13 protein-coding genes are annotated in these 14,132 nt (G+C 44.3%); 4 read left to right on the forward strand and 9 right to left on the reverse strand.

Annotation, left to right across the window (positions count from 1 at the left end):
- Positions 1-7: 7 nt before the first annotated feature.
- From HUN01_RS03045 to HUN01_RS03065, 5 genes are all read right to left on the reverse strand, one after another.
- Positions 8-763, reverse strand: a complete 756-nt coding sequence (locus HUN01_RS03045) for a metallophosphatase (protein WP_181930024.1) — start codon at positions 761-763, stop codon at positions 8-10.
- A gap of 134 nt (positions 764-897) precedes the next feature.
- Positions 898-1,707: a metallophosphoesterase family protein gene (locus HUN01_RS03050; RefSeq protein ID WP_181930025.1), complete on the reverse strand. Its 810-nt coding sequence runs from the start codon at positions 1,705-1,707 to the stop codon at positions 898-900.
- Positions 1,704-2,477, reverse strand: a complete 774-nt coding sequence (locus tag HUN01_RS03055) for a GTP-binding protein (RefSeq protein ID WP_181930026.1) — start codon at positions 2,475-2,477, stop codon at positions 1,704-1,706. The genes HUN01_RS03050 and HUN01_RS03055 overlap by 4 nt, the downstream gene beginning before the upstream one ends.
- A 20-nt stretch (positions 2,478-2,497) precedes the next feature.
- Complete coding sequence (locus tag HUN01_RS03060; protein WP_181930027.1) at positions 2,498-2,659, reverse strand: hypothetical protein; 162 nt, start codon at positions 2,657-2,659, stop codon at positions 2,498-2,500.
- A gap of 58 nt (positions 2,660-2,717) precedes the next feature.
- Entirely contained in the window at positions 2,718-3,404 is a 687-nt protein-coding gene (locus HUN01_RS03065) for an HAD family hydrolase (protein ID WP_181930028.1), read from the reverse strand.
- Positions 3,405-3,600: 196 nt separating this feature from the next.
- Between HUN01_RS03065 and HUN01_RS03070 the strand changes: the two genes are divergently transcribed.
- Positions 3,601-4,374, forward strand: a complete 774-nt coding sequence (locus tag HUN01_RS03070; protein ID WP_181930029.1) for a glucosamine-6-phosphate deaminase — start codon at positions 3,601-3,603, stop codon at positions 4,372-4,374.
- A 69-nt stretch (positions 4,375-4,443) separates the two neighbouring features.
- Positions 4,444-4,977, forward strand: coding sequence for a hypothetical protein (locus HUN01_RS03075; RefSeq protein ID WP_238845940.1), 534 nt, complete (start codon positions 4,444-4,446; stop codon positions 4,975-4,977).
- 422 nt (positions 4,978-5,399) lie between these two features.
- Here the strand turns inward: HUN01_RS03075 and HUN01_RS03080 are convergent, their stop codons facing one another.
- The 4 genes from HUN01_RS03080 to HUN01_RS03095 all read right to left on the reverse strand — a co-directional run bounded on the left by HUN01_RS03080 (position 5,400) and on the right by HUN01_RS03095 (position 10,127).
- A complete protein-coding gene (locus HUN01_RS03080; RefSeq protein WP_181930030.1) occupies positions 5,400-6,659 on the reverse strand; it encodes a catalase family protein in 1,260 nt (419 codons plus the stop codon).
- Positions 6,659-8,572, reverse strand: a complete 1,914-nt coding sequence (locus HUN01_RS03085) for a di-heme-cytochrome C peroxidase (protein ID WP_181930031.1) — start codon at positions 8,570-8,572, stop codon at positions 6,659-6,661. The genes HUN01_RS03080 and HUN01_RS03085 overlap by 1 nt, the downstream gene beginning before the upstream one ends.
- 975 nt (positions 8,573-9,547) lie before the next feature.
- On the reverse strand, positions 9,548-9,754 hold the full coding sequence (locus tag HUN01_RS03090; protein ID WP_181930032.1) for an NblA/ycf18 family protein: 207 nt from the start codon (positions 9,752-9,754) through the stop codon (positions 9,548-9,550).
- 133 nt (positions 9,755-9,887) lie between these two features.
- Positions 9,888-10,127, reverse strand: a complete 240-nt coding sequence (locus HUN01_RS03095; protein WP_181930033.1) for a hypothetical protein — start codon at positions 10,125-10,127, stop codon at positions 9,888-9,890.
- 408 nt (positions 10,128-10,535) lie between these two features.
- On the opposite strand from HUN01_RS03095, the gene HUN01_RS03100 reads away from it, so the two are divergent.
- Positions 10,536-11,543 (forward strand): zinc-dependent alcohol dehydrogenase family protein, encoded by a 1,008-nt coding sequence (locus tag HUN01_RS03100; protein ID WP_181930034.1) that lies wholly within the window; start codon positions 10,536-10,538, stop codon positions 11,541-11,543.
- 9 nt (positions 11,544-11,552) lie between these two features.
- Positions 11,553-13,811: a pentapeptide repeat-containing protein gene (locus tag HUN01_RS03105; RefSeq protein WP_181930035.1), complete on the forward strand. Its 2,259-nt coding sequence runs from the start codon at positions 11,553-11,555 to the stop codon at positions 13,809-13,811.
- The last annotated feature ends 321 nt before the right edge of the window (positions 13,812-14,132 follow it).

Below are 14,132 nucleotides of genomic sequence, written 5' to 3' on the forward strand. Positions count from 1 at the left end.
ACATAAATCAAGAAGTTAAATTACTTCTATTGTGCTGGCTTTGAAATCCTTTACTATTGCCGTAATACACAGTCTTGAATTCCACTTGATTTGTACCAGGGTTATAGAGAGTATAGGTCGCTTGTCCTGGTGTGCGTCCCACGTTACCCACTCCAATAACTTGACGCGGTGTAACAGTAAAAGTTTGAGGAGATACTTGCTTATCGAGAGTAGTAAGTCCAGTAGTAATAGAACCAGTTTGTAGTTGATACTGAAAAGTTAAACCAGAACGACCGCAGAATAAGTTATTTGCTTGCATCCGCGACAGTCTATCAAGCATTTTGATTGGGGAAGTTTCTGGAGTCAGTTCGTCATCCACACTTACCGTTGAGCCGTGGATTAACAAACAATCTAATTCAAAAAAACCAAAATCGAGGTTTCTCAACCATTCTACTGTCTGATGGGAAACATACTCCCATAACAACTTTACTGTCTCTCCTCCATATTTTGCGATCAATTCAGGAGCATCCCCAGTCGCCCCCAGACCATGCAGAATAAAACACTGTTCTTCCCACCATCCCTTACAAATCAGGGGTTCTAATTCTCCCTGGCGTGGGTTAAGCACTCGTTCTACTAACTTCTCTGCTTCTGGTCTTGGGCCTACTAAATCGCCTAAAATATACAAAGCTTCTACCTGATCACCCTGACGTTTAATATCAGCCATTACAGCTTCATAAGCTGCTAAGTTAGCTTCAATTCCACTCAAAATTGCCCATTTATTCATATTTCTTTTTTTTTAACGCAGAGGTAGACGCTTTGCGGCTTGCCGTTCGCGTAGCGTCTCCGTTCGCGCAGCGTCTCCGATAGGAGAAGGAGAAGGCTACGCCAAGGAAAGCGCAGAGGAGGAGGGGAGAGAGATTACCTTGTGCAAACATGAGTTGGGTCATCCGCCCGTTCTGCATACTCCAACCCATGCGCTAAACGCCAAGCAAAAATTGCAGGTAAACCTTTTTCAATAATCGCGACACAGGTTTTTTGATGGTCGTAAGCTACTTCACGTAGTTTGACTTCTTGGGTGTCTGTGTCGTAAATTACATAAGTAGCATTAGGTCGTCCATGTCGTGGTTCTCCCACCGAACCCACATTCACAATCCGTTTGAGAGGAGATGTAAAGCTGATTTCTTGTGTTTTTTCTCCTCTGGCAACACTAACTTGTATGTGACCAGCATCCAAAGTTCGGGCATAAGGTACATGGGTATGTCCACAAAAAAGCACATCTGATTCTGTGGAAAGTACTCGCTCTAGTGCCACGAAAGCGTCTAGTTCAGGTAACAAATACTCATGGTTGCTATGAGGACTACCATGAACAAAAGCTAAATTTCCCTCTTTGAGGCTGTAGGGTAACTTGGCTAAGAATTCGCGGTTTTCTGGGTGAATTTCTTTATTAGTCCACTCATGAGCCTGTATTCCTCTTTTTTCTGCCAATAAAGAGGGATAACTGCAATCACAAGCGTTTAATCCTTCCACAATATCTTCATCCCAACAACCAACGCAGGTGGGAATATCTAAAGAACGAATTTGAGCTATGACTGCATTCGGTTGCGGCCCATATCCTACTAAATCGCCAACACAAAAGATTTTTTCAGCTTTTTGCTGGTCAATATCTAGTAATACAGCATCAAAGGCTTCGTAATTGCCATGAATACATGAAATGACGGCTATTTTCATACTTGTGCCCCTTCTAATAAAATCTCTTTTACCTGTTGTTGGTATTGCAAAATCGCAGCATCAGATAAACAACAATCTGATAAGGTTTGCCTTAAAGTTGCTTTATCCAAGTTTTCCCCCACTACTTCTAGTCCACTGAAACGCTGAGGTCTACCTTCCAAGTAGCGCGGTATGTCTAACTCCAGAAAATCCGTTTGGGGAACACCAGCAACAAAATCACAGTAAAGTGACCGACCATCGTTCACGTCAAAAATGCCTTTGGCGCGAGTTACGATACCGTAAGCATCGTGGGTGATTTCGTACCAAAATTCCTCTAAACTGTTTTCGTCAATGACTTGCCCGTTGCTTGCTGCCCGCCATAAAGTTTCGCCAGTGCTGCTTTGGGTTGGTGCGCCGCGTACAATCTCTTTTGCCCAAGCATGGTATTCGGAGTCTTTGAGGTCAGGTGGTAAGACTGCAATGGTACGGTAAGTAAGATTTTCTAATAATTGTGCGATCGCTCCCAACTCCAGATAAAACCCCCATTCAATATAAACGGCGTTTGCTTTGGGTATTTGGTTCAGAAATTCGACTTGTTGAGCATCGCTAAAGACTTGTAAATCAGGAAATTCAGTAGCTATGCGGTTTTGGTCAATGGGAACAGTCCCAGTACCAGGGCTGTAATAAATTATCTTGTCAACATCAGCGATATCTCGCATCTGTTGGCAAACCCAGGTAGTTTTTCCAGCCCCAGATGAACCAGCAACGACAATAATGTTTGGTACAGACATAAATATAATGATAATCATTTTTATATAGTTTGGAATATAGTAGCAAGAAAATTGCTAACTTTACAAAAAAAGTCAGGAGGCAGTTCAAGAGAGAGGAAAACTGCTCCACGCTCTCTACGAACCGCTGCTGTGATTACGCTATCTATTTCCTGCTGCGATCGCTCTGGGTCTAAGATCCCCACTGTTGCGTCAGCTTCCCGCGAAAGTTCAGTGGCCTCAATTCAAAAGGGCCCAATACGCTCAAAGATTAGAAGCGATCGCATTTGAATCTTTCTCAATGAGTGAATTCAGAAATGTCCACAACTGCAAATCAGTAAAATCTGGTATTGCCATAAATGCGCCGATTTCCTGCAAAACTTGGGGATTATGGGTAGACGCTATGCCAATGGTGCGGATATCTGCGCTCACCGCTGAACGAATACCAGAAGGAGAGTCTTCTAAAGCGATCGCTTCTTCTGCTGTAATTCCCAATTTATTCAAAGCAACTTGGTAGGGTGCAGGGTCGGGTTTACCTGCAATACAATCATCCGCTAAAACAACTGTGTGAAAAGCTTCTTTTATTCCCAAAACATCTAGCATGAATTCTGCATTTAATCTCGGAGCATTAGTAACTAATGCACGTTTTAGTTGATGTGTATCTGTCCAAGCTAGTAGTTCAGAAAATCCATTCAAAGGTTTGAGATTTGGGGCGAGTTTGCGGAAAAGTGCCTCTTTTTCATCGGCAAATTTTTGCCCCTCTGCTGCTGATAATTGTGGCAGAATATCCTTAACAATTTCTGGATTTAGCCCCCCACTAATTCGGGTTTTATAAAATGTTTCGTCAATTTCTATGCTGTAATTTAACAGCATTTCCTGCCAAGCTAGGTAGTGTATAGGATCAGTGTTGACAATAGTGCCATCTAGGTCAAAGAGAATTGCAGCCAGCATGATTTTTGGGTAAAATGTAAATAATTGTTAACTTAATTTAAATAGTTTACATTGTTTTTTTGTCCTTAGTGATTGTTCCTTGGTTAATACAGGGTAAAAAGTGACAAATAATCTGCTAAATCCTAAAACTGTAAGGGCAGATAAGTAGAGCCTCCGGGCAAACTGCCGTATAATTGATAACCTTCCATGTAAGCAAATGCTAGCTGATCCAAACTTTTTTCGCGTTGATGATTTACTGGTGCAGATTTACAACTCTGAAGTCGAAATGGCCCAGGATGTTGCCGAAATCGCACAAAAGTATTTACAGCAGGTTCTCAACGAACAAGATACGGCTGCTGTATTGTTAGCAACAGGTAATTCCCAACTCAAATTTCTTGATGCTTTAATTGCATTGGGTGGCGTAGATTGGTCACGGATTATACTGTTCCATCTAGATGAATATTTGGGAATTACTGCTGACCATTCAGCCAGTTTCCGGCGCTATATGCGAGAACGTGTAGAGAAACGGGTTATTCCTAAAGAATTTCACTATCTAGAAGGTGATACATTGCAACCAGTGGCAGAGTGCGATCGCTACACCAAATTATTGCAAGCACAACCAATTGACTTATGCTGTCTTGGTGTTGGCGAAAATGGACATTTGGCTTTTAACGATCCAGCAGTAGCAAATTTTCAAGATCCTTATAGTGTGAAATTGGTGAAACTGGATACAGTGAACCGTCAGCAACAAGTAAGCACAGGTCACTTTCCAAATCTAGAAACTGTTCCACAATATGCTTTTACTGTCACCATCTCGGCGATTTGTTCAGCTAAAAAAATTATCTGCCTTGCTCCAGAAAAACGTAAAGCGAATGTGGTAAAAGAAATGTTGCAAGGAGCTATAACTACAGATTGTCCGGCTTCTATTCTCCGTCAACAATCCCAAGCGACGTTATTTTTGGACGTAAATTCTGCTAGTTTGCTTTCTTGAAAAGGGAGTAGAGAGTGAGGATTAGGAGAGAATTAAGCTGTTATTGCTCAAGTTCTGTGTGGCGCGGCTTTGTCGGCAGAAGTCTTTGCTTGTGCTGCCTTTGGAGAAAATGTTCTGAGCTTGTTTCACTTGAATGAGCAAATAGTCATGGTGACGGAATACAAGATTGAAGATGGCGATACTCTCAACGGGTTGCTTTTATCTGAAATAGCCTATGGATACAGTGTTTTGCCGATTCTCTACCAGAAATATCAGCAAGACAATTACTCCTTCATGCCTTGGTATGATGTTAAGCTTGATGCTGGCGATCGCTTGATTGTTTTAGCCACAAGTAGTAGTTTGCAGCGAATTGAATGGGGTGAAATGCTGCCTCGCCTTTGGCAGGTGCAGATTGAAAAAGCTCTAACGACAAATGCCATTATATATGGTGCTGAAGAGATACTTTTAATTACAGGATGTAGTTCTACTACTGCTAGGCAATGGATGAATAATTTGCCGAGAGTTTTGCCAATAGCACTTTATAAACATCAAGCTCAACGTCTCGTGCGCGAGTTAGCAAAAGTACAAGTTTTGGCAAATGTAATCTTCATTGGGCAACCTTGAACTTCCTATGACTATAATTTAATTTAAAATAAATAATTCATAATTATTACCCCACGCATATAGCTTGCCCGTTGCGGTATTCCCTTGCTCTGAAATATCAATGCGCCGTGCATTTTTCTTGGTCAATATTGTTTGGTTTAGCAAGTCGTAATTTGATTAAATCTCACATCTGAGAGTGTCATCGCAAAAAAATTCTGTTACCAAAAATGTTACGAGTGTATTGTACTTGGGCTGTTACTTTATCATGATATATAGTTAAGCTCCTCACACCACACGGAAAGCCGTGAAACAAACACTATGTTTCACGGCTTTTTCCTTTTCAGAAATAATTTAATTTACAGTGAAACACAACCTTTAGTGGTTTTCCATGCCTGACACTGTATAAACCCAAGCGGTGAATTTCTTGTCCAGAGATCAGAAAATTACCGTGAATTTTTTCTAGTATGCTTGTTGTTCTCTATGGGGATCTGATTCGGCTCTTTGCGAGGCACATTGTTCATCTTGCGGCGAAACTCAGACACCTTCTCGTAGATGAGCAGTCGCGATCGGTTCATCGAACCCAAGGGCCGATGTTCGGGTAAGGAATGCCAGGGCGTGAACGCGAGGTTCTCTGCCATCTCTACCCTACCGTTAGCGTCAATGTCTTGCTTCGGGATGCGAATGATCGCGACCTTTTGAAAGGGAGATACCATTTCGTCCCACAGTTCCAGAGGATCTTCTACAGGCATCGTCATTGGATCGGCTTGGATCTGGACAGCAAACTCGTAATAAACGTCTTCTGATCCGACCTGTTTCTTCATAACTTCTCTCAGGAAGTCTGGCCCCATCGTCTTTGGCTGGCGGTTAGTGCTCCGGGAAATCGGGGCAGCTGAGAACTTAATTGCATTCGGCCCTAGCAAGTATGGCGTCTGACTCCAGTAGCGAATCTGGACGGGATTGAACAATGGCTGCGATCGCATGGACATGATCGCCTTGAGTTCCGTAGGTCGGCTCTCAAAAAACTTCTCAATTTGACCCTTCAACATCTGCTGATGCAAGAGTTCATAATCCTTGAGGTTTCTTACGAAGAAGGTTGGGAAATTGATCATCACGAAATCTTGCGTCTTAGCATCCTTTTGCGATTCAAGCAGTTTCTCGCCCTCGACTCCGAACAGTTTGATTGCCATTCCGGCAGCCTGTGGTACTCTGTCCTCTTGAACCTCGACATTCCCCGCAGAAAACCGGATCAGGGCATCAAACGTGCGCGGCGTCTTGAACACGCCGTAGCGCAATTCTTTTGGGAGATTATCGAGCACGATGAATTCGGCATATACCAAGCCGTGTGCTTTCGGATGCGCGTCGCGCAAGACTGGCCGAGTACCGGGCGGAAACTGGGTGTGCAATCGTGCCAGCGACGCGTTGAGGATCGAATCAATGAGATCCTTTTCACCCGGCTCGATGGATTCTTGGGCTAGAGCAGGGACGACTGGCTTTTGCACCGATATCTCCTTGGATGCGCCGTCGTCAGTACCTAGGTTTTTGAGGTGGAAAAACGTCTTATCTTGCCCAGCACGAATAGGATCTTTCGTCCCGTCCAATGCAGTGATCTGTCGAGGTTGGTTAGAGAAAGAAGGGAGCGTCAACGCCAGTGCAATCACCCCACTGGCTAGCACCAGAAGAACGATTCTTATCAGCTTGCTCATTAATCCCTCCTAAAAGTGACAATTTCGCCTGGGTTGATCGATTCTTGGGCTAGAGCAGTCTTTGTCGTTGAAGCCGGTGACAACTGGGGTGCGCCGTTGTAAGTGCCTGGGTTTTTGACGTGGAAAAACGTCTTATCTTGCCAAGCACGAATAGGATCTTTTGGCCCGCCAAATGGAGCAATCTGTCGGGACTGGTTCGGGATGGACTTCATGTACTCGACCAATGCCCAGCGCTCATCCTCAGTCAGCAGTCGTCCGATAACCCCTTTCCCGGTAGGTCTGTTCTCAAACGAATGTCCAGCGTTGGAATTGCCGACCAGCGAGGTGTCAAATAGGAACTTCCCAGATTTCCCAGACGTGTCCACGCCGACCTTCACCGGATCAAACTCTCGCCCGATGAAGAACGTTTTAGACCGCTCATTGTCTGGAAGCAGCAATTCGTAGAGATTCGGCACTGAGCCATTGTGCAAGAAGGGCGGTGAGGCCCACATACCTTCAGCCGGGTTAGCCTTGTAGCCGATCGCCGGAATCGGCTCGGACGGCTCTGGATAAGAAGCCCGATAGCCGTGTGCCGAGACGAGTTCCTCATCGCTGAGTTTGAGCTTGGCTACCGCCTTGTCAAAGATCCCACGTTGTATCGCCTGGAAGACAACGGGCGGTGGAGCGATCGCAGCCCCAGTGTCCGGCGCCGGCAGATACTCACTCATCCGTCCAGTTTTCACCGTCGGGTTGTTCTCGAACTGCGGACTTGAGAACTGCCCCGGATCGGTTCCGATAACATCGACGGAGACGATCGCATTCTCGATAAATCGTTTGCCTTGCTTTTTGGGTTCGCTCCAACGGTGCGGCCAGGTGGAGTGGCATCCGGCGCAGTTTTGCACAAACAGTTGCGCTCCCTTGGCGGCCTTCTCTCGATCGATCTTGCCGAGAACACTTTCGGGCCATTGAGGTGGTGCAAGTTTCCGTAGGAGAGCCTCGCTGGCAATTTGGCCCTGAAGGTCTACGGTGGAGTCGAACAGCCCTAACTTCGGCGTCTCCGACGTTAAGTCCATCCTCGCAAACACCCCCAGAGATTCACCCTGATTGCGGAGGATGGGGTCAAACAAGACGCCACTCCACTGCGCCCAGGCTGACTGCGGTATGTTCCAGACGAAAGACGGCTTGACTGGTGCGATCGGCGCTACCCAGTTTTGCGGAATGTCGAGCCAACGGGACTGCACCTGATTGTGAATCAGGCGGAGTGCATCCATGCGTCCCGGGCCAACAACGGTTGGTGTTACCGCAAGGATGCCGCGATAGCCATGAACTGCCGCCGCTTCCTCTTTCAGGCGCTTGCGTAACGCTTCCTTGCCGACATCATCACGCTGTCCCAGGTTCTCTGCTAGCCGAGCGAACTTTTGCGGATCGGCAGCCGTTGCCGCCAGGGTTTCATCCAGTCCCTCAATGAAGGCATGAACATCAAGTGTTGTGTTGTTACCGCCTGAAATACTGATCTTGGTTCCCTTGTGTTCGATCTGTCCGTTATGACACGCGGCACAGCTCAATCCGACCCACTTGCCTTTCCATCGTCCGTCCGCTACCACCGTATTGGTTATGCCTATGGGTAGTCCGTCCGGGTTGTATTTGGGATCGGCTGGTTGGGGGACGAATCCATACTTGGCAAGGTTTTCGTCGGCACGGAACAGCCTCTGATTATTCGCCGCCTCAAGGTTTAGGAAGATGTCGTAAGACACCGCAGCCGAACCCTGTGAGGTGTAGTAATAGCGTAGCCGATCCTCTTGAGACCAACCTTGATCAAGGTAGACGACTTTCGCCTTTGTCGGTCGGTCTTGGGCAAACGAGGCGAGCGTGAACGCCAGTGCCATCACCACACCGGCTAGGGCGAGAAGAACGATTCTCATCAGCTTTCTCATCGGTTTCTCCTAAACGTGATGATTGAACCATCTCCCTGCGGCGGAAACGATTAGAACTATGTCTCTGGCTCTCTTATTACCCCTAGTTATGAGAGTTTTACTTCAATATTTTTTTATTTAATTGCTTTTAATCTCTTAATTTCTCATCCTACAAGATGTCTCTTGCAAAAAAATTTTGCGGTAGAGTAAAAGATTTACCTACTGTAAATTTAATCGTGCGATGTACAAGCGTGCCCGAAAACTATCTAGCCGCTTTCTTCAAGCGATACCTGGGTGCTGGCCTAATTCCCAGTCCCTTGTATTTGCGAGGTTGTGTAAAAGGGACTGGGTGGAATACCAATTCAATTAATGATTGCAACACATCCTTGAGTAAAGACGCGATGAATCGCGTCTCTACAAATGGTCTATTTGTCGCATTCTTTTTTCAAATTAGTATAAAATCGAAAAATTATGGTGCTTGCTCTTACCCACCACCAAATTTTAAAAAACAATTCCTGGTACCCATTACCCTAGTACACACAAATCGAATTACCCCCCTTAATCCCCCCTTGCAAAGGGGGGAAAAAAGAAATCTAGTTCCCTCCCCTTTGCAAGGGGAGGGTTAGGGTGGGGTAAAACCTTGCTTAATTGAGCTATTTCAGACTTGTGTACACCGTAGGTACCCAGTAACCGGAGCGGCGACCAGTTGAAAAGTCTAAATTATTACTTGCCTCTGCGACTAGAAGTCGCGGCTACACATACAAAACCCGCCTACGCGGGTTATAAAACTCGATTTTCTGCTAGTCCACGCAGGTGAACTTAGCTTGTGTAGTAGCGAATTATATTTGCTCAAAACTTTTCAAACAACCTCTTGTATCTCAAGAAGAAGTTAGAAGAAATTTATCTTCAGATCATGACATCCTGTGTCTGAATAATTTCCTTGTTGGTAATGACTTGGCAAGGATTACGCCGTAGTAGATTCGTGCCACGAATCTACTACACAGTTTCCCCGGAGACTGTGCCTAAATCTAGTCTCCACTCCTGTTTGAGCAATTGCTGGAAAGTCGTTTCCCGAATTAGCATCTGCTCATACAGCACAAGCAAAAACTCTTGAGCTTGTTTATGGGACATCTGTTCCACTTTGTCGGCAAAGCAACGGATACTAAATTCTTGTTCTAATGATAATTCGATAGGTTGATTCATTCTTGGCTCCTGCATTAATTGGGGGCGAAAACGAGAAGCTCGATACTAGCGTTTTTGATATGTTTAAATTACCAGAATCCAGATTGAGCCTCTCTAATCACCGTTTCAGACTTTTAGTTAGTAACTAACCTGTTTACAGAGAGTTATTGAAATAGGTTGCCCAAAGAGTTCCAGTTACTCCAAGAGCGATTAACAGGTATGTAAAAAATTTGCCTAATTCAGGTTGTTGTCCTAGTACCTTATCTTCTTGACCACCAGTGAAAAATAATGACCAAGCTTGATTGGCATTGATTTTCTCAAAGTTGTTAAAACTAGGTCTGAAAACTACTGCTCCAAGCAAATTTTTATTGGGAAAATCAAAATCGGTTTTCATGATGTTTTCTCTATTGTTTTATTGATTTGATCAGGGGATTCTTGTTATCTGTTAACTAAATTCTGATATCAGGTATTTTTACCCCTCTTAGATTAGCCATTAGGCTGATTTTTTTCAAATCTGCCTGAGCATATCGGTCTAAAACTTCATTGGCATCCATATTGGTTGCCTCGCAACGAGTAGCGTTGTCGCTGGATGTTTTTATTATAGCTATATTTCGGAATATTGAGTTTTATTTCAAATTGCAAAAAAATATTAAGTTAATTTTTCTATATATACCTTTGAGATGCGTAGGCGTATCGCGCTTGTCACCAGACATTGCAGTTTTGCCTCAGAAATAGCTCTGTATCTACCCTCTTGCGGTAAAGTTGCATAAGAACGTGCATCTAAAGCCAGGAGGAAAGAGTTGTGAAAGCAGTCTTGATGACGGCAGCTGGCAGTCCCGAAGTTCTGCAATTACAGGAAGTGCCAAACCCTGCTGTTCCTGTAGGTAATACTGAACTTTTAGTGCGTTTGGTAGCGGCTGGAATTAACCCCATTGACACTAAACTTCGTAGTCGAGGCACTTTCTACCCCGATCGCACGCCGACAATTTTAGGATGTGATGGTGCGGGTATTGTCGAAGCGGTGGGTGCTGGTGTTCAGCGTTTTCGTCCAGGTGATGAGGTATATTTTTGCTATGGTGGTTTGGGCGCACACCAAGGCAATTATGCTGAATACACCGTTGTGGATGAGCGGTTTGTGGCACGTAAACCCGCGTCTATTTCCTTTGCTGAAGCAGCCGCAGCGCCTTTGGTATTAATAACTGCCTGGGAAGCTTTATATGAACGGGGACGATTGGAACCTGGGGAACGGGTTTTGATTCATGCGGGGGCTGGTGGTGTCGGTCATGTAGCAATTCAATTGGCTAAACTCAAAGGTGCTACTGTTTCTACCACAGTCAGTTCTGAGGAAAAAGCTAATTTCGTCAAAGAATTGGGTGCTGACCATGTAATTTTTTACAAACAAACAGACTTTGTGCAAGCGGTATTAGATTGGACTGGCGGCGAAGGCGTAGACTTGGCTTTTGATACCATCGGCGGCGAAACCTTTCACAAAAGCTTCCCCGCAGTGCGAGTCTATGGCGATATTGTGACGATTCTCGAACCAGATGCCAATACTGTTTGGAAAACTGCTAGGCTACGCAATCTCCGCATTGGTTTAGAATTAATGTTGACACCAGCGTTGCTAGGATTGGAGGAAATTCTCCAGCACCATGCAGAAATTCTCGAACAATCTGCCACTTGGATTGATGAAGGCAAGTTAAAAATCCATGTTAGTCACAAGTTTCCTTTGAAAGAAGCGGCTAAAGCGCACCAATTAATTGAAAGCGGGTCTGTGGCGGGTAAAATTGTTCTGCTGATTAGCGACGAATGATCCAACAATTTGCATAAATTATTTTTTAAACGCAGAGGCACACAGAGGTTAAACGCAAAGGTATGCAGAGGGGTTTCTCTGCACTCCTTTGCGTTTATTTGCGTTTTTTTAATTCTTCTCCTCTTCCTCCCCCTACCTGCTTGGGCAGCACAAACGCAGCCAGAACGCACACCCTTAACTCTGGAATTATTACAAGAACGACTGCGTACACCCACACTCCGCGAAGGCAATTTGACTGTCGATTTGCAGAAGATGGTGATTGATTTACGTCCAGAAAACGCCAGCTTTCGTGATGCTTTTTACCAATTATTGCGAAAAGAATTAGGTACAAAACCTTTAGGTTTAGACCTCAGCTATGCTTTGATTTTGGGTGATTTTGTGGGCAGCGATTTGGGTTTAAGAACACCCTTGTATGTAAAAGCGATGTCTGGCGACAAGCCGCGAGGCGTCTACGCTCCCATTTTCACTGCTACCGAACAAGAAGAACTAGAACGTTTACGCTTTGTTTGTCTAGAGTCACTTGCAATCGCTTTACCCAACTCAAAAGATTGTCGATCGCTTTTAGGAACAGAGTCAACCCCAGCCAGTGAAATCGATGTCTTTCGTGGTGCTTTGACACTGGTGCAAACTCGCTTCAATGGCGAAGTGAAGTTCTCCAATACATTTTTTCTTCAGTCTGTGGATGCCCAAGGTGCAACTTTTCTCCAACCTACTAACTGGACTGAAAGCAGATTCGCTCGTCCCGTTAGTTTCACCAGCGCTAACTTCCGGCAACCAAGTAATTTTCAGAGCAGTATTTTTTTTGAAAAAGCTAATTTCAAAAAAATCAAATTTCAGGAACTTGCTGATTTTCAAGGCAGTATTTTTGAAAAAACTGCTAACTTTAACCAAGCAACTTTTAAACTTTTGGCTAAATTCAGTAGTGTGCAATGGCAAGGAAATGCTGATTTTTCTGATGTGTACTTTGCTAATCAAGCCCAGTTTACTAAAGCAGATTTTAATCAATTCCTCCTTTTAACAGAAGCGACTTTTGAGCAAGCTGTAAGCTTCCGGGAAGCGGATTTTAACAAATTGGTAAATCTGCAAGGTGCGAACATTCTTAACCAAGCAGATTTTAGTGATGCGATATTTGCTACAGAGGCTTGTTTAAGCGTACCTGGTTTAACTTTTAACTCTAACCAAGCGAAAATTTTAGGTAATCCCGGTCAGATTGGTAAGATGTTCTGTATCCCAACATTGCAAGGTAATCAAAATATCTTGCGGAATTTGGGGCAAAATTTTCGTCAGCAACAGCAAGTTGCCGATGCTAATGAACTGGAATATACAAAACAACGACTGCGATTAAGAGAGTTCGGCCGTCGTCTGACAGCTACAAATATTAATAGTGCTTCTGTTGCAAGTTTGATTAACCTGGGTTTTTCTGCAACTCAAGCCCAAGCGATCGCCCAGCGTCGTCTGCTAAAATCCTTTCGCAACAGTAGTGAGTTGCTCACCATAACAGACATCGATTTAGAAAAATATACCCAATTAAGCGATCGCTTAATTGTTGGCGAAACCCTTTCTATACTTGGCTGGTTACTGCAAGCTTGGAGTTGGTTGGCGTTGAGTGTATTGCTGTTGTTGAGTGGCTATGGTACAAATTTTTGGTTAGTCTTTGGCGTGGGAGGATTAGCGATCGCTTATTTCGGCTTACTATTTTGGCTGGTGGATCGCTATCGTCGGCTGCATCCCGTACCAATTATTCCCACATTCTACGAAACCATTTCGATATTAATCAGTTTTAGCGTTTTAGAATTCTTCAGCTTACTAGCGATCTTTCGGAATGCTCAACAACCTTGGCTGACGTTGGGGTGTCTTTTAATAATTATTGTCCCCGTCCCAATGGCTTTATTGATCCGACTTTATCAACAAGGTCGTTATCACGATTTAATGGACGTTTCTTACTTCACAGAAGACGGTACATTTCGCCAGTTACGATTATTGATTGGGCGTTTGCCAGTGATACCAAGGAATCAGACGTTTCGGGAACGATATATGCCCTTGTTGTGCGATCGCCGCTGGAACTGGCTTAACTACTATGATTTTAGCCTCAACAACCTAGTTAAATTAGGATTTAACGACATTCGTCTACGAGATGAACATTTACCAGGTATCATCTCTGCACTTGCTTGGTATCAATGGAGTTTCGGTTTAATTTACATCACCCTAGTTTTGTGGACACTTTCCCGCACAATTCCGGGATTGAATTTGCTGATTTATCTGAAGTAAACCTCGTCTACCTTGAGAACCGTAGTTTTGTAGGTTGGGTGCAGCGATAGCGTAACCCAACATAAAATTTGGTGGTAATGTTGGGTTGCGTTTCACTCCACCCAACCTACATAAATATATCTTTTAAAAAACTCTAGGTTTCAACATAGATGAGGTTTAGCTATTTAACATCTTCGGGCTGCCACTGTCGATTGTAAACTTTAATATAGCAATCCTAAATGAGTTGTGAAAATGCGCGATGTCCAGATCCCCGACTTCTTCGAGAAGTCGGGGATCTAATTTTTCACGAATGATTTAGGATTGCTATATATTGATAAATTG

Source organism: Nostoc edaphicum CCNP1411, from assembly GCF_014023275.1.
Lineage (GTDB): Bacteria > Cyanobacteriota > Cyanobacteriia > Cyanobacteriales > Nostocaceae > Nostoc > Nostoc edaphicum_A.